Annotated in this window: 17 protein-coding genes and 1 other annotated feature; of the genes, 2 read left to right on the top strand and 15 right to left on the bottom strand. The window is 36.2% G+C overall.

Going from position 1 to position 20,500, the window contains the following annotated elements; translation table 11 throughout:
• Nucleotides 1-94: 94 nt before the first annotated feature.
• Both kynU and I580_RS04260 read right to left on the bottom strand, forming a co-directional pair.
• Complete coding sequence (gene kynU, locus I580_RS04265) at nucleotides 95-1,366, bottom strand: kynureninase (protein WP_010772537.1); 1,272 nt, start codon at nucleotides 1,364-1,366, stop codon at nucleotides 95-97.
• An 81-nt stretch (nucleotides 1,367-1,447) separates the two neighbouring features.
• Nucleotides 1,448-2,629: an MFS transporter gene (locus I580_RS04260; RefSeq protein ID WP_010772538.1), complete on the bottom strand. Its 1,182-nt coding sequence runs from the start codon at nucleotides 2,627-2,629 to the stop codon at nucleotides 1,448-1,450.
• Between the two features lie 327 nt (nucleotides 2,630-2,956).
• Here I580_RS04260 and I580_RS04255 point away from each other — a divergent pair, with 327 nt between their 5' ends.
• On the top strand, nucleotides 2,957-3,400 hold the full coding sequence (locus I580_RS04255) for an Lrp/AsnC family transcriptional regulator (RefSeq protein ID WP_010772539.1): 444 nt from the start codon (nucleotides 2,957-2,959) through the stop codon (nucleotides 3,398-3,400).
• Nucleotides 3,401-3,512: 112 nt separating this feature from the next.
• Here I580_RS04255 and obgE read toward each other — a convergent pair whose 3' ends face one another.
• Together obgE and I580_RS04245 are read right to left on the bottom strand one after the other, a co-directional pair.
• Entirely contained in the window at nucleotides 3,513-4,826 is a 1,314-nt protein-coding gene (gene obgE / locus I580_RS04250; protein ID WP_010772540.1) for a GTPase ObgE, read from the bottom strand.
• A gap of 197 nt (nucleotides 4,827-5,023) precedes the next feature.
• Complete coding sequence (locus I580_RS04245) at nucleotides 5,024-6,016, bottom strand: DUF4003 family protein (RefSeq protein ID WP_010772541.1); 993 nt, start codon at nucleotides 6,014-6,016, stop codon at nucleotides 5,024-5,026.
• A 227-nt stretch (nucleotides 6,017-6,243) separates the two neighbouring features.
• Between I580_RS04245 and gap the strand changes: the two genes are divergently transcribed.
• On the top strand, nucleotides 6,244-7,254 hold the full coding sequence (gene gap / locus I580_RS04240) for a type I glyceraldehyde-3-phosphate dehydrogenase (protein ID WP_010772542.1): 1,011 nt from the start codon (nucleotides 6,244-6,246) through the stop codon (nucleotides 7,252-7,254).
• 62 nt (nucleotides 7,255-7,316) lie between these two features.
• Here gap and I580_RS04235 read toward each other — a convergent pair whose 3' ends face one another.
• The 11 genes from I580_RS04235 to I580_RS04185 form a co-directional block, all read right to left on the bottom strand.
• Entirely contained in the window at nucleotides 7,317-8,345 is a 1,029-nt protein-coding gene (locus tag I580_RS04235; protein WP_010772543.1) for a 3-deoxy-7-phosphoheptulonate synthase, read from the bottom strand.
• A gap of 84 nt (nucleotides 8,346-8,429) precedes the next feature.
• Nucleotides 8,430-8,672: a binding site (T-box leader), on the bottom strand.
• Between the two features lie 120 nt (nucleotides 8,673-8,792).
• Nucleotides 8,793-9,278, bottom strand: coding sequence for a ferric iron uptake transcriptional regulator (gene fur, locus I580_RS04230; RefSeq protein WP_010772544.1), 486 nt, complete (start codon nucleotides 9,276-9,278; stop codon nucleotides 8,793-8,795).
• A 123-nt stretch (nucleotides 9,279-9,401) separates the two neighbouring features.
• Complete coding sequence (locus I580_RS04225; RefSeq protein ID WP_010772545.1) at nucleotides 9,402-10,271, bottom strand: CvfB family protein; 870 nt, start codon at nucleotides 10,269-10,271, stop codon at nucleotides 9,402-9,404.
• A gap of 19 nt (nucleotides 10,272-10,290) precedes the next feature.
• Entirely contained in the window at nucleotides 10,291-10,617 is a 327-nt protein-coding gene (locus I580_RS04220; RefSeq protein ID WP_010772546.1) for an AzlD domain-containing protein, read from the bottom strand.
• Nucleotides 10,610-11,314, bottom strand: coding sequence for an AzlC family ABC transporter permease (locus I580_RS04215; protein ID WP_010772547.1), 705 nt, complete (start codon nucleotides 11,312-11,314; stop codon nucleotides 10,610-10,612). The genes I580_RS04220 and I580_RS04215 overlap by 8 nt, the downstream gene beginning before the upstream one ends.
• Nucleotides 11,315-11,423: 109 nt before the next feature.
• Nucleotides 11,424-13,403, bottom strand: a complete 1,980-nt coding sequence (locus I580_RS04210; protein WP_010772548.1) for a cell division site-positioning protein MapZ family protein — start codon at nucleotides 13,401-13,403, stop codon at nucleotides 11,424-11,426.
• A gap of 158 nt (nucleotides 13,404-13,561) precedes the next feature.
• On the bottom strand, nucleotides 13,562-14,668 hold the full coding sequence (gene rpoD, locus I580_RS04205; protein ID WP_010764887.1) for an RNA polymerase sigma factor RpoD: 1,107 nt from the start codon (nucleotides 14,666-14,668) through the stop codon (nucleotides 13,562-13,564).
• Between the two features lie 75 nt (nucleotides 14,669-14,743).
• Nucleotides 14,744-16,651, bottom strand: coding sequence for a DNA primase (dnaG, locus tag I580_RS04200; protein ID WP_010772549.1), 1,908 nt, complete (start codon nucleotides 16,649-16,651; stop codon nucleotides 14,744-14,746).
• Nucleotides 16,652-16,906: 255 nt separating this feature from the next.
• The gene (locus I580_RS04195; RefSeq protein WP_010772550.1) at nucleotides 16,907-17,821 is read right to left on the bottom strand and encodes an SPFH domain-containing protein; all 915 of its coding nucleotides are present in this window, start codon (nucleotides 17,819-17,821) and stop codon (nucleotides 16,907-16,909) included.
• Nucleotides 17,822-17,873: 52 nt separating this feature from the next.
• Nucleotides 17,874-18,107 carry a hypothetical protein gene (locus I580_RS04190; protein ID WP_010772551.1) on the bottom strand — a complete coding sequence of 78 codons (234 nt, stop codon included), beginning with the start codon at nucleotides 18,105-18,107 and terminating at the stop codon, nucleotides 17,874-17,876.
• A 39-nt stretch (nucleotides 18,108-18,146) separates the two neighbouring features.
• Nucleotides 18,147-20,483 (bottom strand): cation-translocating P-type ATPase, encoded by a 2,337-nt coding sequence (locus I580_RS04185; RefSeq protein WP_010772552.1) that lies wholly within the window; start codon nucleotides 20,481-20,483, stop codon nucleotides 18,147-18,149.
• Nucleotides 20,484-20,500 lie beyond the last annotated feature (17 nt).

The following is a 20,500-nucleotide window of genomic DNA, read 5'->3' as shown; positions in this document are numbered from 1 at the left end:
TGACATGCCAGCTGGAGTAATTGCAGTTCTGTTTCATTTTTCTTGATTTCTTTAGGTATATCGATACGGATGATTTTCACCTTACCGATTTATTTTATACAACTAATGTCCGTTCATTACTAAACTGCTCATATATTTTATTCATTGCAATATCTTCTAGTGTTTCAACTAATGTATAAACTTCTTCATATGTGTTGTATAAAGCGATTGGTGCTAAGCGAATGACATTTGGTTCTCTGAAATCGGGAATAATTTTTGCTGCTTTTAACGCCTTGCAAATTCTGTATGCTTCCTCATGTTCCAAACACACATGACCGCCACGCTTATTATCTTCACGAGGATTTCCGATTGAATAACCATATTTTGTAAGTTTTTCATCAATTAAGTACATTAAGTAAGCGGTTATCGATAATGATTTTTCACGAATTTTGGTCATTCCTACTTCGTTAAAAATGGATAGTGTCCCCTCTAATGGTGCCATCGCTAAAAAACTTGGTGAGCCGATTTGCCAGCCACTAGCATCACGTTGATGTTCAAATTCATGTTTCAATTCAAATTGCGTATCATCTTTATTTCCCCACCAACCTGCCAAACCTGGTGTTTCTTTAAAATGTTTTTGATTCATATAAAGACCTGCAATCGAACCTGGTCCTGCAGACAAATACTTATACGTACACCAAACTGCAAAATCAGGATCAATCTCTTTAAAGTCCATCGGAATCGCGCCAATCGCATGACACAAGTCCCAACCAATCAGAATACCTCTTTGGTGAGCAGCTGCAGTTACTCGCTTCATATCTAATACTTGTGAACTACGATATAAAACTGTTGGCAGTAAAATGATTGCGACCTCTTCTGTCATTGCTTCAATAATGGCAGATTCATCAATAAAGCGGCCATCAGCACTTTTCACTACCTTGACCGCTTCTTTTGGATCATAGCCATGTAAGCGAACTTGACTATCAATCGCATAACGATCTGTTGGGAAATTTAAATCATCAACTAATATCTTATAGCGTTCTTTATTCGGTTTGTATAATGTACTAATACATTGATGGATATTAATTGTTGTGCTGCCTGTTATTACTACTTCTTCTGGATATGCATTAATCAACGGTGCCGACATCTCTCCTAATTTGCCAGCATAATGAAACAAACCATCCCATAGTTTAATTCCTTCATTTTTCCAAATATCCATCATCTTAAGTAATGCCTTCTCTGCGTCTTTTGATGCTAGACCCAGTGAATTACCATCCATGTATATTTCATTTGACTGAACATAGAAACGATCTCTAATGTTTCTAAGCGGATCTTTTGCATCCAATTCTTTTGCAAACGTAAGCTCTGTTCGAAATTCTCTTTCCATGATTTGCCACCATCCCAATTTTTTATTTTAAAGTAGTCATTTCTTGAAAAAACACTACATTTTTAACAAACTCAATCATAATCATTGTTGTTCTGTATTTACTTTAATAAAACCCAAAACCGCTAATAGTGCGATAATGCCTACACCACCGAGTAAATAGATAGGGACCACCCATGACTGACTCACTTCACTAACTTTGGTAACAATAGGTGGCCCTATAAAAATTCCGATATAATAAAATAAATTGATAAATGAAATACTAGCACCAATCAATCGCTCCTCAGCTACCACTTTAGGAGCTAAAATCATAACACATGAAGAAGATAAACTGGCACCTGCTGAAAGCGCGAAAAGCTGTACTATAAAACTAATTTCATTTGATAAATAGCCCATCCCAAAAATAGCTATTAACATGAGTAAAAATGAACAGAAAATGATTATCCGCCCTTTTTTGGTTTTATCAATCAAATAACCCGCAAATGCACCAAAGGGGATACCAAATAACCCGAAATACCCCGTGTAATTATTCGCTACTGTCTCTGACACTCCATATTGCTGGGTATACATCACGGGGTAAAGGTTAATAAATGTGAATAATATGAAAGCCATAGCTCCTTGGGCAAGTGCCAACAACCATATCGATTTATTTTCTATCGCTATTTTAAATGATCCCTTGTCTTTTTCTTGCTCAGCAATCGTTCGACTAGTTGGTTCGTCTAACAAAAGAAAGTACAAACATAACAAGAATAATGATACTCCTGCAATGATCATCCAAAGTGAACGTAAGCCCCAAACTTGTGCCACGGGTTTGAAAAGATTCATTGCTAGCATGGATCCTAATGCTGAAAACGTCCCCCATAGACCAGTTGCGGTACCACTATTACCATCTTTGAACCAAAAATTGATCAAGACTACTCCAACCATAATGATCATTGAAAAAGAAATCCCCTCAATAGCTCTTGAAATCATTAAAGTCCAAAAACTACTTGAAACAGCTCCTCCGATATTTCCAAGGGCCAGACATCCCATCAACCCCATCAATAGTTTTTTGGGACCAAAACGTGTGACAAATGTACCGCCAGGAACTGCCAAAAAAATACCAGAAATCGTAAAAATCGACATTAACCACGATACACTTGAGAGGCTTACGTCAAGCTCAGTCCCTATTTCATTTTGAATCGGAACTAATTTTAATTGACTTAACGAGACTACAACCCCACCTAAATACAACAAAAAAAATTTTAACCACCTGTTTCTCACCATAAAAAATGCTCCTTTTTAGTCTGCCTTTTAACATGTAGAAACAATTCATTTACCAATAAATACTCAAGTAATCTTAAGATACCTCAATCATAACCAACTTTCATGTTTGCTGTATATAAAATTATGAACAAAATGCAAGCGCTTTTCTTCTGAAATAGAAAAAGTAAGCTACATATTTTTACAATATGAAAACAGTATTTTTATATCTGTTATTTTTCAAGAAAATCATCGATATCCTTCTCCATGAATTAAATTTTCTATGGAAAACTTACGTATTATCCACTATAATAAACCTACAAAAGAGAAAAAATAGGAGGACGTATACCTTTGGATAAAATCGATCGCAAACTGTTAAAACTTCTTCATGAAAACTCACGAATTTCTATCGTTGAATTATCCCAAAAAATTAATTTAAGTCGCCCTAGTGTAAAAGAACGAATTGATAAATTGGTTGAACAAGAAATCATTAAAAACTTTACGGTTCAAATTTCTCTGGAGCATGTTTTACAAACAATTACCTTTTTTACAGAATTAACCCAAGTCACCCTTTCTGTAGAAAAAGTGTTAGAACTGCTAAAAAACAATCCTTATGTTAATGAGGTTCATATCGTTAGTGGAGAAGTTAACTACTTAGTGAAAGCAACCGTGACTAGTACAACTGAAATGAAAGATTTACTTGCAAAATGGATGCAATTTGCTCAAGTTAAAAGCTCGGTTGTTTTAGAAACAATTGTGGAAAATCAGTTGTGCCTTGATACAGACAATGAATGAAAACCATTTTCTCTTTTGTTTAAGTATTTTTTACGTTTGTGAAATAAATCACCAATACTTCTTAAAAAAAAGCCGATGAGAATCATCAGCTTCTTTCTATATTGGATTTCATTTAATCTACAAATTCAAATTCATATTCACCGATTCGAACGATATCCCCATCTTTCGCTCCACGTGCACGTAATGCTTCATCTATACCCATACCGCGCAATTGACGAGCAAATCGCATAATACTTTCATCATGCTCAAAATTGGTCATCTCGAATAATCTTGTTAAGGACTCTCCAGATAAAATCCAAGTTGCATCTGAATCTCGATCGATTGTAAATTCTGGTCCTTCTGGTTGGAAACCATAGTGAACTGTATCTTCAATGATCTCTTCTTCATATAACGGAAATTCTGGTGTAACGTCGATTAAATCGGCTGTTGCATTAAGTAAAGGTTCGATTCCTTTACGTGACACTCCCGAAATTGGGAAAATTGGGAGATGATCTGCATACTCATCTGTTCGTTCTTTTTCAATTTTTTCCTTAAATTTCTTTAAATTTTCTTCTGCTTCAGGCATATCCATTTTATTTGCTACAATAATTTGTGGGCGTTCCATCAAACGCAGGTTGTGAGATGCTAGCTCTTTGTTGATCGCTAAGTAATCTTCGTAAGGATCGCGTCCTTCCATCCCACTCATATCAATTACATGCAAAATAACTCTTGTCCGCTCAATATGACGTAAGAATTGAGTTCCAAGACCAACTCCTTGAGAGGCACCTTCAATCAAACCAGGTAAGTCCGCAGCTGCAAAACTCCGACCATCACTTGTTGATACCATTCCAAGATTAGGTACTAATGTTGTAAAGTGATAAGCGCCGATTTTTGGACGAGCTGACGAAATAACAGATAGCAATGTCGACTTTCCAACTGATGGGAAACCAACTAGACCGACATCAGCTAAGACTTTTAATTCTAATTCAATTTTTCTTTCTTGGCCTGGTTCACCATTTTCAGCAATTTCAGGGGCTGGATTTTTTGCAGATGCAAAGCGGATATTACCGCGACCGCCACGTCCGCCTTTTGCAACAGTCAAAGTTTGACCATTTTCAATCAAATCCCCGATCAATGTACCAGTCTCAGCATCGCGAACCGTTGTGCCTGGCGGAACTTTTACAAAAGTATTTTCTGAACCCCGTCCGTGCATTCCTTTACTCATACCGTTTTCACCAGGTTGTGCTTTAAAATGACGATTAAAACGGAAATCCATCAGAGTACGCAAGCCTTCTTCTACAACAAGAATCACATCTCCTCCTTGACCACCATCTCCTCCGGCTGGTCCACCATCTGGTACATATTTCTCTCTACGAAAAGCAACCATTCCATCTCCGCCCTTACCGGCTTTGACGTCAATCGTTACTTGATCTAAAAACATGGACATATTTTGTCCTCCTATCTTAAAGAAATTATGCTAAGGTACTGGGCTCCCACTATGAACACCATTCCTTATCACTTCTTTTAGTTTACTTTTTTACAAATTTAGTTATTCGTTTTTATTCGCTTTTCGATAACATATTCTGTTTGAAAGCCTTTCTTATTGTAAAGGTTAAACCTGAATTTGTCTAGCCAAATTCGTTTTTATGAACTAGAATTCACCGCTGCCATCGATACAGCGATAGCCGCAGCTGCTGCACTAGCTTCTTGCGCCATTATCATAGTAATTGTTAATGCCGACATATTTAAATTGTCATCCTTCATTAAGTAGTTCATTTCTTCTTGAATCATTAGACTTAAAGCTAATGACTGACGAAATTCTTTGTAAAAACGTAAATTCGTCTTTTTTTCAAGACATTCTAAATATCCTCTCAATGCTTGAAAATCAATCTCTTTTATAGTAGCTAAAAAAGCAAGCGTTACTACATTATTATACAGTGACTTTTTAAATTTGATCCCGATTTGTTTCAAATCTACTATCAAGCGAATAATCACTTCAATTAATTCATGAGAAAAATATCCAGTCAGCATCGCTGCTGTTGCTGCAGCAAATTGAAGTTCACTTGACTTATAAAACCCATTCTTGTTTAAAATCTGATAGTACTCTTCTACTAGATAAGCAATTTGTTTACTTGTTAATGATTCTAATTTTTCTTGTTGTGCCAAAGTAATTGAAATCGCTCCATCTTTAGCGCCTGTGAGAAAATAATGATGACTCTTTAATTCTTCAAAAATACTTCGAGCCTTACGAACGATAAATTCTTTCTCAGCTGTTTTTGTAAACAGAAGCAAGTAAGCCGAAAAATAGGAATAAGAAGATCGTTGAAAACCAACATCGCATAAACGTTGATAATCAAGGAGTAGTGTCTGAATGTCTAACTCTTTCGATTTATTATTCGCTAACATCATTCCTAGTAAAAGCCCTCTGACTGGCTGGCGTAACAAATTGAAAACACTTAGCTCTGCTTTAAGTATTTCTTCCATGCGGCGATAGTCATAGTCTGAAAAATGATGCGCTTTAGCCGTATATGATTGCGCAATGGTATACGCAACTCTTTTGTCAAATCCTCTCCCTTTTCCCTCTTTAATTTCTCGATAGTTCATTTGAAGCAAATCAATAACGTGGTCTCTATTCATTTTACTACCCCCTTTTCCATTGTAAAAGACAAGATTTTTGACAAAAATCTGAAAAGCGTTCATGCTACAAGTATAGCTGATATAATTGCTTTTTTAAATGAGTGATTATAAAAAGCTGGTCATTTTAAATTTGTCGAGCGCGACGAACTTGTCTATCAGATAGTAGTTTGGATCAAATAAGACAAGTTTGTATATTTGCTCTAAATTATCAAAGGAGGAAATTTAGTATGACAGTAAAAGTAGGAATTAATGGATTTGGTCGAATTGGTCGTCTTGCATTCCGCCGCATCAAAGAAGTTTCCGATGATATTGAAGTTGTAGCAATCAATGATTTGACAAGTCCAACGATGTTGGCTCAGTTATTACAATTCGACTCTACTCATGGTACTTATCCAGGAAAAGTAACTGCAACGGAAGATTCAATCGTAGTTGATGGTGAGGAAACGAAAGTTTACGCAGAAGCTGATGCCAGCAAACTTAAATGGGTAGCAGAAAATGGTGTTGATATTGTTTTAGAATGTACTGGATTTTATACTTCTGAAGCAAAAGCCCAAGCTCATATAGATGCAGGTGCAAAACGAGTAGTGATTTCAGCACCTGCTGGTGATATGAAAACCATTGTTTATAATGTTAATGATGATACCTTAACACCTGATGATAAAATTATTTCAGCCGGATCATGTACAACCAATTGTTTAGCACCAATGGCTTACTTTTTAAATAATGAATTTGGCATTGAAGTAGGGACTATGACAACAGTTCATGCATATACATCTACGCAAATGTTATTGGACGGACCTGTAAAAGGTGGTAACTTACGAGCTGCTCGTTCAGCTGCTGATAATACAATCCCTCATTCAACTGGTGCAGCCAAAGCAATCGGATTGGTTATCCCTGAACTGAATGGAAAATTACAAGGTCATGCACAACGTGTACCTGTGGTAGATGGATCATTAACGGAATTAGTCTCCATCTTAAAAACAAAAGTAACAGCAGATCAAATCAATGAAGCGATCAAAAAACATACAATCGACAACCCTTCATTTGGTTACGATGATCGTGAGATCGTCTCTGGCGACGTGATTGGTACAACCGAAGGATCAATTTTTGATCCGACTCAAACAGAAGTAACAACTTCTGGCGATTTCCAACTAGTTAAAACAGTTGCTTGGTATGATAATGAGTATGGATTTACTTGTCAAATGATTCGTTTATTGGAAAAATTTGCAAATTTATAATCTATATGAAACAAAAAGAGTTGCTCCTATTTATTTCATGAGCAACTCTTTTTATCGTTCTATTAAGCGTGTTCAGCAATGTAATTAACCAATTCTTCCGTTTCAGTCCACCCTAAACATGGATCAGTAATTGATTGACCAAAGACTTTACCATCAGCTTCCTGACGTCCACTTTCAAGAAAACTTTCAATCATAAAACCGCGAACCCATTTTTTCATGTCTGCATTCCAAGAACGATTGATCAAGGTTTCCTTAACGATGCGAATTTGCTCTTTATACTGTTTTCCTGAATTATCGTGATTTGTATCGATCAAAATAAAGGGATTTTTGTAGTTTCCAGCCTTGTAAAGATTCACTACCTTCAACAAATCCTCATAATGATAGTTAGGAATGTTTTCCCCATATTCATTTAATCCTCCCCGCAACACTACGTGTGCTAAAGGATTTGAACTTGATTCTACTTCCAATCCATTAAAAATAAACTCTTGTTTTTGTTGCGCTGCATATAAGGAATTGAATAACACATTCAAATTTCCACTAGTTGGATTTTTCATCCCTGTTGGTTGGTCAATTCCACTGGCAACAAAACGATGTTGTTGATCTTCTACAGAACGCGCACCAACAGCAATATAACTCACTAGATCTTGAACAAATTCCAAGTTTTCAGGATAAAGCATTTCATCCGCTGTTGTTAAACCCGTTTCACTAATAACACGATTATGCAAGCTACGAACTGCTGCAATACCTTTAATTAAGTTGCTTTCTCCTTCTGGATTTTGTTGGTGAAGTAACCCTTTATAGCCGTCGCCGTTGGTTCTTGGTTTATTCGTATAAACTCGTGGTACCATAAAGATTTTATCTTGGACTTTTTCTTGTAGTTTAGCTAAACGAATAACATATTCCATGACAGCTTCTTCATTGTGAGCAGAACAAGGTCCAATCACTAATAGAATTTTATCACTTTTCCCTTCAATAATATCTTTTAACTCTTGATCTCGAGCAGCTTTTAACTGGTCTTGTTCTGGTGTTAGCTTAGATAATGATTTGACTTGTTCAAAATTGATTGGTTGGCTCAATGTTTTAAAACTCATACAATAACTTCCCTTCATTTCACTTATATTCAAACAATAAATAAAAGAACCATAAAATAAAAAAGCCCCGACCTTCTCATTTCTGAAAAGGACGAGACCGAACGATCCGTGTTACCACCTTTGTTTACAATCAGCTTACACTCATTGACTTGTCAGGTACAAAATTATACCTTGGCACAATAACGGGCACCTATAACCGTCACAGCCTACTCCATTCGGTGTGAAGTTCAAAGAGGAATTCAGATACGTTAGGTTTATGCGCCTCTCAACAGCCGGCTACTTTCTGTACACCTGTACTATCTTACTAGTTCTTATCAAAACTTTTATTGTTTATTGAAGTCATTGTAAGAGATTCTTTCAGAATTGTCAATCTATTTTACAAATAAAAATAAATGAATCAGGGAACAAAAATTAATCTTTTGTTCCCTGATTCATTTATTTAAAATCTCAGCCTTCTGATGCAGCCTCTTCAGTTGGTAATTTTTTCTTTTGTTGTTGACACTCCTGACAAATACCATGGAAAGTTAACCGATGGTCTTTCACCATGAAATGATACCGTTGTTCAACAACTTCTTCCACTTCGCCTAATAAATCCTCTTCCACTTCTTCAATGTTTCCGCATTCCAAACATAAAAGATGATGATGGAAATGTTTGGCTCCTTCTTTACGTAAGTCATAACGCGCTAATCCGTCGTTGAAGCTTACCTTATCTACGACTTTTAAGTCAGTTAAAATTTCTAATGTACGATACACAGTTGCTAAACCAATCTCTGGGCTTTTTTGTTTCACTAAAAAATAAATTTCTTCCGCTGATAGATGGTCTTTCTCATTTTCCAGTAATACCAAAACTGTTGCTTCTCGCTGAGGCGTCAGTTTGAAACCAGATTCATGCAATTGTTTTTTTGTTTTTTTTAAAGCAGCAGTAGAATCCATAAATGCAGCCCCTTATTTATAATTATTTTAATCTAGAACCATAATTAATAGTATCAAATTATAATAAGTATAAAATAACTCTAATACATTTGCAAGTGATTCTCAATTAGAATGAAAAAACCTTTATTTTTCTAGATGTTCTTCTTTCAAAATTGTAAAACCAGCGTCTTGAGTGATTTTTCCCTGCTTCATTAGATTCCCAATTGCCCGCTTAAATTGTGCTTTACTTATACCAAATGTTTGCTTAATTTCTTCTGGGTTAGATTTATCCGTGAATGGTATTTTATGATCAGTGGATCGCTCTAAAAAGGTCAAAATCATCGCTGCATCATCACTGATTGCTTCATAAGCACGAGGTTTCAAGGAAATATTTACCACCCCATCTGGCCGTATGCCAATGACACGACCATTCACACGTTCACCCAAACGAGGTTCTTGATAACGTTCCGATGGGTGAATAAACGCAATGTAGAAATCATCTGTCAAAATAAATGAACCAATCATTTTCAAGCGATAAACGATTCCACTAATATTTTCATTTTTCAGCTCTTGCGTTCCTGGTTTAGACATCGCTTTGAAGATTTTCTCGTCTGCTAATTCACCCCAAATACGCTCTTTATTATCCACTTTCAAGGCAATCATTAATTGATCTCCTTTTTTCGGCCATAATTCACGCATAACAGGCAGTTCATCTAAAGAGACAACCACATCCTTGTCCTTAAGACCAATGTCTACAAAAGCGCCTAAATCACGTCTTGTGCCCGTCACTGTTCCAAAAGCATATTGACCAACTCGAGCTGTTGGAATAATCGTTGTCATCTCGGGTTCTTGTTTTTGATTCAAATAGCCAAACCCTTCCACTGCTTCACCAATTTCATGGCTGCCTTCTTCTTTGGATAAGCGCAACGTGATGCCGTTTTTTTGTAAAAAGTAATAACTGTCATTTTCATCGATGACTAATGCTGTAAAAACATTCGCTAATAGTTCGTTCATAATTTTCTCCTTCTGGCACTTAGCCTAAAAAAATACGTAGTAATGCAATTGTAACGATTCCTACGACAACTGTTTTCATTAAATCTTTGGTTCGAATCGCAACAAGTAAAGTAGGAATACAGCTTAACGCTTCTAACGTTTTTACTTTAGGAAAGCCCGTTGCCTGAACTTCTAAAATACTCTGAAATAAGAGTGCCGTCAAGATACAAATCGGGATATAGGATAAAAACCGAAGAAACCACTCAGGAAAATCAACTCGCTTAGAAATCAAAAAAGGCAAAATCCGTGGAATCCAGGTTACGATCGAACAACCTAAAATTGTTAATAATACATAATTATTACTCATGATGATTCACCACCCCAACTGTGCAACCCAAAAGAGTTGCGAATAAAACTGAGAGTTCTGGTGAAAAAAAGCCCATAAAAAAATAAAGGGATAGACAAACTGTACCTAACACAATCAATGTCTCTTTCGTATGTTTTTTTATCGGTACATCGACTTGTAAAATAAATAATCCAGCAAACATTGCAACCAAAGCAAAGTCTAATCCTAACAGATAAGGATCTGGAATCCATGTACCTAACAAACCACCAAGAATAGTTGAAAAGATCCAAGCTACATAAGCGGTAATATTCAAGCCATGAGTCCAAGCAGAACTAATGCGATGATCATTTGCTAATGATGACATAAGAACGCCATATGATTCATCGGTTAGAAGCGTTCCAATTCCAATACTTGTAATCAACGGTTCATTTTTAAAATATGAAGCCACTGACATACTCATCAAAAAGTGACGTAAATTCACTAAAAATGTCGTAAAGATAATTGCTGAAATCGGCGAATGGATCGCCAACATCCCACAGATAATGAATTGCGCTCCACCTGCGTAGACTAAAATCGACATCAATGCAATTTCTATAATTGATAACCCAACATTTTTACCAACAACTCCGGCTGCGATCCCGATGCCTAAATACCCCAAAATTGTTGGTATACATGCATTTACTCCTTCTCTAAAAGTTAGATATTCTTTTTTTTCCATACTATTCTCCTTGTAATAAAATCAATCGTCATTGATGCTGTTATGGAAGAAAAACGAGACAAAAGTCTATCACTTTTGTCTCACGTTCATTTTCTGTAAACAATAGACGTTACCTTCCAGCGTTTCTTGAGGCATTTCCTTTAAACCAACCAGTTTTTGCATTGATCGTTACTAGATATTGGTTATCTGATCCATATAAATTATAATACCCTTCGCCATTAATGATTCTGGCAGGTTGTAATGAGTAAGCGCCTGCTGTAATATAGCCACGTTCAATACAAGTTGCAATAACTTTTTCTTGAATACCAGGCGCCCAACTCCAAGCAGGATTGCTCATGTCGCTAACATCATTTGCATTGACTGAATATACAGGATCTGTATAGACACCATCCGCATTAGGTGCTGAAAAAGTATTAGAATCCGGCTGTAACCCATTTGGCGTTTGAGTGTTTCTCTCTTGATAATCTCCCACTGGAGTTTCACTTGCTTGAACAGGTGCTTGGTCTGTAAGTTCTTGTTGTGAAGAAACAACTGACTCGGCTTCTGTCAATGATTTATCTGCTTTAACCAAAACTTCCGATAATGGTTTACGTAATACTTCACTTTTAACCTTGTCAACGTCGGCTTTTGCTATTGCGTAATTTTCTCTTGTCAGTGATCCAGTGAATTCATTGTTTTGGTAAAAAACATCCACTGACGCTTTTGCTTTTTGTAATTGATCATATTGACTCATTGCTTGATCTCTTGCTTGATTCAATAATTTATCAAAATCATCTTTTTCTTCTCGTTTAGCAATATCAACTTTTTTGTCAGCTTTAATTACTACATCTTTCAACTTACTGCCATCAATAATCGGTTGAGCAAACAGCTCATTTATCTTTGTGATTGCAGTTTGTTTATCTGTCACTTTATTATAAAGTGTTTCAAGCTCATTATAGTTAGCTTCGTTTTTTAGAGCAGACAGATTTTCTTTGATCGTTTTCGGATTGACACTTACCATTTCTGGTTTAAGAAACTGTTGTTTGTCATCCGTAAAATAGCTCCTTAACTCTTTTTCTGTTTGAGTCGCTAATTTTTCTTGTTTTTGAGTCACTTCTCCACCAGTTGTCGATTTCTTCTGAGTCTGACTATATGCAAACCATGAACCAGCCGTAAGAACGACCGCTGCAGCTAAAATGACTGACATTTTTTTGTAGTTTTTAATAGAAACATCTTTTGAAGAGTTGTTTTCTCCTTCTTTTGAACTTTTCTTTTCGACTACAGGTTGCTCAAATTGATTTTTAGCAGACTTAGCTTCCTCTGCATCTTTAAAGAATATAGGCGCTGCATCCATCTCGATTTCTTCAGGTTTTTTACTTTTTGACGGAATATCAGTTGCCTTTGTTGGCAAAGCCTTAGGTCCGATTGTTTTAGATTCGGTTGTTTCAGTATTTGGTTTAGCAAATTTGGTGATTTCTTCTTTAGGAGCTTTATTTTTTTCCTGTAATACTTTTTCATCGGATGGTTGCGTCGATTTTTGATTCGCTTCGTTTTTGTTCGCTTCATCTTGTTCTGTAGCTTTGGAATCTAATGGTTCACCAGACAGCTCAGGTTGCTCATCTGTGTCTGTTTTTTCATCAGATTCTACTGAACTGCTCGTTTCAGATGGTGTTTCAACAGTTGGATTATCATTTTTATGGTCATTGATATACTGATCCAAAGCAGCAGTATTTACAAGGTCGTCAGCCTTCGAATCTTGTGAAACGGTCTCATCATTGAGATTCTTGCTATTTTCTTCGTTTGACGGTGATTTTTCTTCATTATTTGTATTTCTTCCTAAATCTGTTGTTTTTTCTTCTGGTCGCTGTTCATTAAACATCGTCATGACGTGGCCTATGCTCATATCTTTTAATTCAGACCATTCGATATTTTCATTTTTTTCTTTATTAGAAAAACTAGAAGTATCTTCCGATTCTTCACTAGGTTTAGCGTCTATTTTAGGTGTTTTTTCCTCTGTAGACTGACCTTTTTTAAAAGAATAACCGCATTTTGGACATGCATCTTTTTGGTTATCTATTTCAGTTCCGCAATTCGGACATTGCTTCGTCATTCTTTCCGCCTCACATTCTAAACATTCGTAAATCTAATCTACCATAAAATCGCGTTTCTTCCAATATGTACTATCTAACTTTTTTGTTACGATTGTTTAAAAACAGCTCTCTCCGAAAAAAATCGAAAAGAGCTGTTCAAATTTCCAAAAAAAATTTCTTATTCTAGGAAATCTTTCAATTGTTTAGAACGAGAAGGATGGCGTAATTTGCGCAATGCTTTTGCTTCGATTTGTCGAATCCGTTCACGAGTTACACCAAAAACTTTTCCTACTTCTTCTAATGTTCTTGTACGTCCATCATCTAAACCAAAACGTAATCGTAAAACATTTTCTTCACGGTCAGTTAACGTATCAAGTACATCTTCTAACTGTTCTTTCAATAACTCATATGCTGCATGCTCAGCAGGACTCGTTGCATCTTGGTCCTCAATGAAATCACCTAGATGTGAGTCGTCCTCTTCACCAATTGGTGTTTCTAAAGACACTGGCTCTTGCGCAATTTTTAAGATTTCACGCACTTTTTCAGTTGGTAAATCCATTTCCGCACCGATTTCTTCAGGTGTCGGTTCCCGACCTAAATCTTGTAGTAGCTGACGTTGAATTCGAATTAATTTATTAATCGTTTCCACCATATGCACAGGAATCCGAATTGTTCTAGCTTGGTCAGCGATCGCACGAGTGATTGCTTGACGAATCCACCAAGTTGCATACGTCGAAAATTTAAATCCTTTGCGATAGTCGAATTTCTCAACAGCCTTCATTAGACCCATATTTCCTTCTTGAATCAAATCCAGAAATTGCATACCGCGTCCAACATAACGTTTTGCGATTGAAACAACTAAACGCAAGTTAGCTTCTGCTAAACGTTGCTTGGCTTCTTGATCGCCTTCTTCGATTTTTAATGCTAGTTCTACTTCTTCTGCTGCTGTTAATAATTGAACACGTCCGATTTCTTTTAAATACATACGAACAGGGTCATTGATTTTAACACCAGTCGGGGCAGATAAATCTTCCATTTGGGCTTTTTCAGCAACTTTTGCGTCTTTTTTAAGACTATGTTCACTTGGGTCACCATTTTCGTCGACCACGCTGATACCAGCATCTTCAACTTTTTGAATTAATTTTTCCATTTCGTCAGCATTCAATGTAAATGGCGTTGCTAATGTGTTTGTTAGATCATCATAAAAAACGTTGCCTTTAGGCTTATTTTCTTTGATAAAGGCTGCCAATGCAGCTGCATATTTTTTTTCTGTTTCTTTTTCCATGAAAGAAGGCCCCCTTCATTTTTCCATTCGGATGAATATATAAATAATAGTCAGATACATTGTCTAAAGAGTTTTTTAGGACACTGTACGACTTTTTTGCAGTTGTCTTACTAAGCCGATTACTTCAATTGACAGTTCATCAACTAATTGTTTGTTCCCTAATCTTTCGGCTTCTTTTTTTTGTTGTTGCTTTTCACTAATCTGATCTTCTAGACTAGAATTTTCGATCACTCTTATCACATCTGCTATTTCCCGCTCAGAACTTTCTTCTGAAATCGTCTGTAGGGAAATATCAATTGCCAATTTTTTAATCGTCGCTTCTTTTAAATAATCAATAAAATCAGCAAGTAGAAAGTCAGAATGTATACTCATGTAACTATCCAACAACAAGTATAGTTCCTGATAGTGATCATGAGCAAAACTGAAATCAGGTCGTTGAATCAATTGATTACGAATACTTTGTTCATTCATCAAACGATACAACAATGTTCGCTCAGCTTTTTCCACCTTAGTCAACGGTAATGTGTTTTGAACAGTTGGATTGCCCGATTGCTCAAATGTTTCCGGTGGTTCCTGCATCTCATCGATTTCGAAATATTCAGGTGGCTGGACCGCCGACTGCTGTCTTTCCCTTCTCTTATTAGAACGCTGTTGTGTTTCGAGTTGCTTGAACTGCTCTTCTAATGAATGAAAAGATAGCTGAAATTCTTGCGCTAACTGATTTAAATAACGATCACGTTCCAAAGGTGATTGTACTGATACTAATTCTTGTAGTAAAGCATTTACGTAATCCAGCTGTTCTTTCTCGTTATTCATGTTTCTTGTTAAACGATGATATTGCATTTTAAAGCTGAACACAGTTTCTCGACCATGCAAAGCCAACTCACGGAATGATTCATTACCGTATTTTCTTAAATACTCATCTGGGTCTAATTTTTCTGGAATACTAACAATACTTAATTGGAAACGACTGTGTTCACTCAGTAATGAAATGGCACGATTCGTTGCTTCAACTCCTGCTTTATCTCCATCGTAGCAAACTACTAGCTCTTTGGCTACTCGCTCAAGCTTTCTAATCTGCTCATTCGTTAAACTAGTCCCCATTGAAGCAACACCACTTGTAATCCCTGCTTGCCAAGCGGCAATCACATCCATGAATCCTTCAAATAAAAATACAGTATTTTCTTTACGAATCTCTTTACGCGCTTTGTCAAAGTTAAAGAGAGTATCTCTTTTATTAAACAAGACAGTTTCCGGACTGTTTAAGTACTTTGGCATGTCGTCGCCTGAAAAGTCTTCTGTTTTCAACAATCTTCCAGAAAAAGCAATTACATTGCCACGATCATCATTGATTGGAAACATAACTCGCTGGTAAAAACGATCCAGAAATTCTCCATTATCTCTTTGAATAAACAAACCAGATTCCTTAAATAATGATTCAGCGATATCTTCATTCTGGAATACCTGACTTAAAAAATCACGTTTCTGCGGAGCAAAACCGATTTTGAACGTTTCAATGAGCTCTTTTGTCAAACCACGTTCCAACAAATAATTCAATGCTGGTTCACCAATTTGCGTATTCATCAAAACATGATGATATAATTCAGCTGCTTTTTTATGCAGTTCGACCAATTTGCGATTTTGTAAATTTTCTATCGAATCAGTCTCTGTCGTATTTGCCCAATCAATATTGACTGGAATTTGTTCTAATTCGGCTACCCTACGTACTGATTCGGGAAAGTTGATTCCTTCAATTTCTTGCAAAAAATTAAAAACAGTTCCACCTTTTCCACAGCCAAAACAATGAAAAATTTGTTTGTCTTCTGCTACTGAAAATGAAGGGGAACGTTCTTCATGAAACGGACATAGACCCATATAATTCTTGCCAGATTTTTTCAATTGAACATACTGTCCAACCACATCAACAATATTCGTACGTTGTCTTACTTCCTCGATGACTTCCTGAGGAATTCTTTGTGCCACTGTTCTCACCTCCAAAAATAGCTGAAAGCTAATTTATGCGATAGTCAGTAAAAAAGCACTGAAATCTTCAGCGCGACTTTCAAAAGACACAATTACACATGATTCATTGTATCATATTAAACATAATTTTCAAGTAAATTGCATTTTTATTTTCATAGTCATTCTATGTTTACATAATATTTTTATGGTTAATTCAATGACTTGAATATATGAAAAAAACAGATAGTGACTATCTGTTTTTTCATATTATCTAAGTTACTTTTCAACATGGCTATGATTTGTTTGGTTTTTAGTATCTTGCACATTCCATAATTCTTTTGCTACAGGAATATTTCCTAGCTCTGTCATATTGCTTGGCAAGATAACCGTATTAGTTTCGCTTCTAACGACTTGTTTAAATGCTTCAATCCCCAAATACGCCAAAGCCTGCTCATTTAAATCACTATCTTTAATTGCTTGATTCAATGCTAAAATACGTTGTCTTTCAGCTTCTGTTGTAATACGAATTCTTTCAGCTTCAGCATCTGCATCAATCTTCGTCCGCTCTGCGCGTGCCTCAGCATCAATTTTCGTTTGTTTTGCTCTTGCCTCAGCATCAATTTGCATTTGTGATGCATTCGCTTCAGAATCTAAAATAATCGATTGTTTTCTCCCCTCAGAAATGGTGATTGTTGATTCTTTATCTCGACTAGCCGTGATCAGTTTATTCATTGAATTTACAATTTCATCTGAAACAGATATCTCACCGATATTGATACGATCGATCGATAAACCATAACCTGCAGTGATATCTTTAACACTTTCAAAAAGGCTAACGTTGATTTCTTCAGTACCATTAAGTACTTCATTTAAATCCATTTTCCCGATGATCCCACGTAAGTTTGACTGGCAGTCTTGAATCATAGAGGTCACTGAATCTTCATTATCATAAACAAATGCTCGAACATCTGTCACATGATATTTGATTGCCTCGTCAACTTCTACGATTACATTATCTCGAGTAATTACACTTTGAGATTCGATTTCTAAAGGTGTCTGTTTTAAAGAAACGCGTCCCCTTACTTTGTATAACACAGGGATCAAAAAATGCAACCCTGGATCGATTGTTTTAACATATTTCCCAAAGCTCTCAACGATTTTGACTTCACCTTGTTGAACAATGATGACCATTTTTGAAATAAGCACCAGAATTAATACAAGAACAATAATAAAGATTAGAATATTAAGGATTATCAATATAATTCACATCACTTTCGAATAAGTAGTTGTTTACCGTTACAAATAATTCAGTACTTGAAAAATCCACGACTTCCAACATCGCCCCCTTTTCAGGGATGCCATTTATGACACGATAGGTGTATGGACTTCCGTAAATCCGAACAACTCCATTAAAGTTATCTGTAACCGATCGAAAACATTTCCCGATCGTTTTACGCATTTGATATTCTCCACTCATAAATATCCCTCCCTGTTTTTCATACTTTTCCCTCATATTTTAAAGATCTTTGATCGTTTTCCCTGCTTTTTTCATTTGAAAAAGGCCGATCGTGATTCGAATAATAACATTGATTAACATTAACACCGCAAAAATAGGTAACGTTTGCGAAGTTAAAAATCCTACTTCTAAGATACTATGGAATAACATAGCTGCCACATAAATCCCACCTACTGTTGTAACAGCTAAGAAGATTCGTAATGGATTGAATGGTAAACACGCACGAACAACTGCCATACAACTGATACCAATCAATAGATAATACATCAATGTTGTTGTGTCGATTTGCGAAAATCCGTGATTTTGTCCTAGCAAATAAACCACAACAATGTTTAACACTACCAACACTGCATTAACCGAAGCATTTCTTAAAGCTGTCGGTAAAAATTTCCCCCGTACTTTTCGTTTATCACTTTCAAAGGACAAGAAGAATGCAGGATATCCTTCGATAGCTAAATCGATCAACGTGATTTGAATGGGTATAAATGGAAATGCAATTGTCGTGAATACACAAATCATGGATAAAATAAAGGAATAGATTGTTTTAATAAAGAAGACACTTGCAACCTTCGTCACGTTATTAACAACACGTCTTCCCTCAAACAAGACATCTGGCAACGTTGTAAAATCAGAATCTAGTAACACTAAATTAGAAATCTGTCTTGTTGCGCCATCCCCTTCTGCCATGGCAATACTACAATCTGCTTCTCTTAATGCTAGAACATCATTTACACCATCACCAGTCATGGCAACCACATGATCATTATCTTTTAATTCGCGAACGATCGTCCGTTTTTGTTGAGGCGTTACGCGACCAAAAACAGTATAATTATTTACTGCACTGCGCACTTCTTCTTCTGTCTTCATCGTTGACATATCAATATATGACTCATAACCAAATAAACCAGCACGACGCGCAATATTAGAAACAGTGACTGGATTATCGCCAGAGATCACTTTAAGATCAATACCTTCTTCACGTAAATATGCTAACGTTTCTTTGGCATTTTGGCGGATTGGGTCATCGATTTCTATAACTGCCAATGGTTCTAAATATGGCATCTTCTCTTCGTTTAACGACATATTTTCAGCAATTCCTAACATCAACACACGATACCCATTTTCTTGAGCTTCAGTCACTTCTTTCGGCAAACGATCAACAGCAACTAATTTTTCAGGTGCACCAAGGTAAACGGTTCCTAATTCTTTAAATTCGATTGCGCCCCATTTTCGCTCAGAAGAAAACGGTAAAGTTTTAACCGCTCCATAGCGATTTGACAGTTCAAAATGATCACGAATAGCCTGCATCGTAATATTGTTGTCTGTACTTTCTGCAAGATAGCTACCAATGACTTGAAAAAAATTCTCATGATAATTCGGATGTAATACTTCTACTTTTTGAACTTTCATTTTTCCTTCTGTGATGGTTCCTGTTTTATCTAAACAAAGAGTATCAACATGGGCTAACGTTTCAATTGAATACATATCTTGCACAAGTATTCTTTTTTTTGCAAGCTTAACCACACCTGTGGTTAATGTGATACTAATTAAAAGAACCAAACCTTTTGGCAGCATTCCAAGTAGTGCTGCTGCAGAGGCAACAACAGAAGCTTCTAAACCAGAATCACGAATCATAAATCCTTCAATAAACAAAATGATTCCCAAAGGAATAATGACTAAACTTGTAAATTTAGAAACTTTACGAATAGAATTCACTAATTCTGATTGGATTGGTTTATGCACTTTCGCTTCAGCTGTAATTTTAACCGCATAATTATCCGCACCAACATGGATGACTTTTCCATATACTTGACCGCTTGCCAGAAAACTACCCGACAATAAAATATCTCCTTCTGTTTTTTCAATCAGGTCAGACTCACCAGTCAATAACGCTTCATTTGCTTCTGCTTGCCCATCTAAAACTTCCATATCTGAAGGTACTTGTTCTCCAGCAGAGATCACCACAATATCATCTATCACTAATTCTTTAGTGTCGATTTCCAATTGCTTGCCCTCACGAATAACATGAACGCTCTCTTTAGCAACAATTGATAATTTCTGTACTAAATTTCTTGCATGGATTTCTTGGTAGATCCCCATCCCCATATTTACTAATATAATTGCCAAAAATGCTAAATTGGAATAGGCTCCAACAAATAATAAACAAAGTGCAATTCCGAAATTTAAAAAGTTGAACAATGTCATTACATTATCGTAAATAATATCTCTGGTCGATTTGGCAACATTTTCTTCGTAGTCATTTTGTAACCCTTTTGATTTTCGTTCCTCAACCTCTGATTGAGTTAATCCTTGTTTCAAGTCGAACTTATTTGTCATGGATTTGATTCCCTACT

The organism is Enterococcus caccae ATCC BAA-1240 (genome assembly GCF_000407145.1).
Lineage (GTDB): Bacteria > Bacillota > Bacilli > Lactobacillales > Enterococcaceae > Enterococcus_L > Enterococcus_L caccae.
This window is presented reverse-complemented; position numbering and strand designations above follow the sequence as displayed.

Excerpts from the sequence above, each read along its gene's own strand:
- kynU (WP_010772537.1), bottom strand. The coding sequence starts at position 1,366 with ATGGAAAGAGAATTTCGAACAGAGCTTACGTTTGCAAAAGAATTGGAT.
- I580_RS04260 (WP_010772538.1), bottom strand. The coding sequence starts at position 2,629 with ATGGTGAGAAACAGGTGGTTAAAATTTTTTTTGTTGTATTTAGGTGGG.
- obgE (WP_010772540.1), bottom strand. The coding sequence starts at position 4,826 with ATGTCCATGTTTTTAGATCAAGTAACGATTGACGTCAAAGCCGGTAAG.
- I580_RS04245 (WP_010772541.1), bottom strand. The coding sequence starts at position 6,016 with ATGAATAGAGACCACGTTATTGATTTGCTTCAAATGAACTATCGAGAA.
- gap (WP_010772542.1), top strand. The coding sequence starts at position 6,244 with ATGACAGTAAAAGTAGGAATTAATGGATTTGGTCGAATTGGTCGTCTT.
- I580_RS04235 (WP_010772543.1), bottom strand. The coding sequence starts at position 8,345 with ATGAGTTTTAAAACATTGAGCCAACCAATCAATTTTGAACAAGTCAAA.
- fur (WP_010772544.1), bottom strand. The coding sequence starts at position 9,278 with ATGGATTCTACTGCTGCTTTAAAAAAAACAAAAAAACAATTGCATGAA.
- I580_RS04225 (WP_010772545.1), bottom strand. The coding sequence starts at position 10,271 with ATGAACGAACTATTAGCGAATGTTTTTACAGCATTAGTCATCGATGAA.
- I580_RS04220 (WP_010772546.1), bottom strand. The coding sequence starts at position 10,617 with ATGAGTAATAATTATGTATTATTAACAATTTTAGGTTGTTCGATCGTA.
- I580_RS04215 (WP_010772547.1), bottom strand. The coding sequence starts at position 11,314 with ATGGAAAAAAAAGAATATCTAACTTTTAGAGAAGGAGTAAATGCATGT.
- I580_RS04210 (WP_010772548.1), bottom strand. The coding sequence starts at position 13,403 with ATGACGAAGCAATGTCCGAATTGCGGAACTGAAATAGATAACCAAAAA.
- rpoD (WP_010764887.1), bottom strand. The coding sequence starts at position 14,668 with ATGGAAAAAGAAACAGAAAAAAAATATGCAGCTGCATTGGCAGCCTTT.
- I580_RS04195 (WP_010772550.1), bottom strand. The coding sequence starts at position 17,821 with ATGGTCATCATTGTTCAACAAGGTGAAGTCAAAATCGTTGAGAGCTTT.
- I580_RS04190 (WP_010772551.1), bottom strand. The coding sequence starts at position 18,107 with ATGAGTGGAGAATATCAAATGCGTAAAACGATCGGGAAATGTTTTCGA.
- I580_RS04185 (WP_010772552.1), bottom strand. The coding sequence starts at position 20,483 with ATGACAAATAAGTTCGACTTGAAACAAGGATTAACTCAATCAGAGGTT.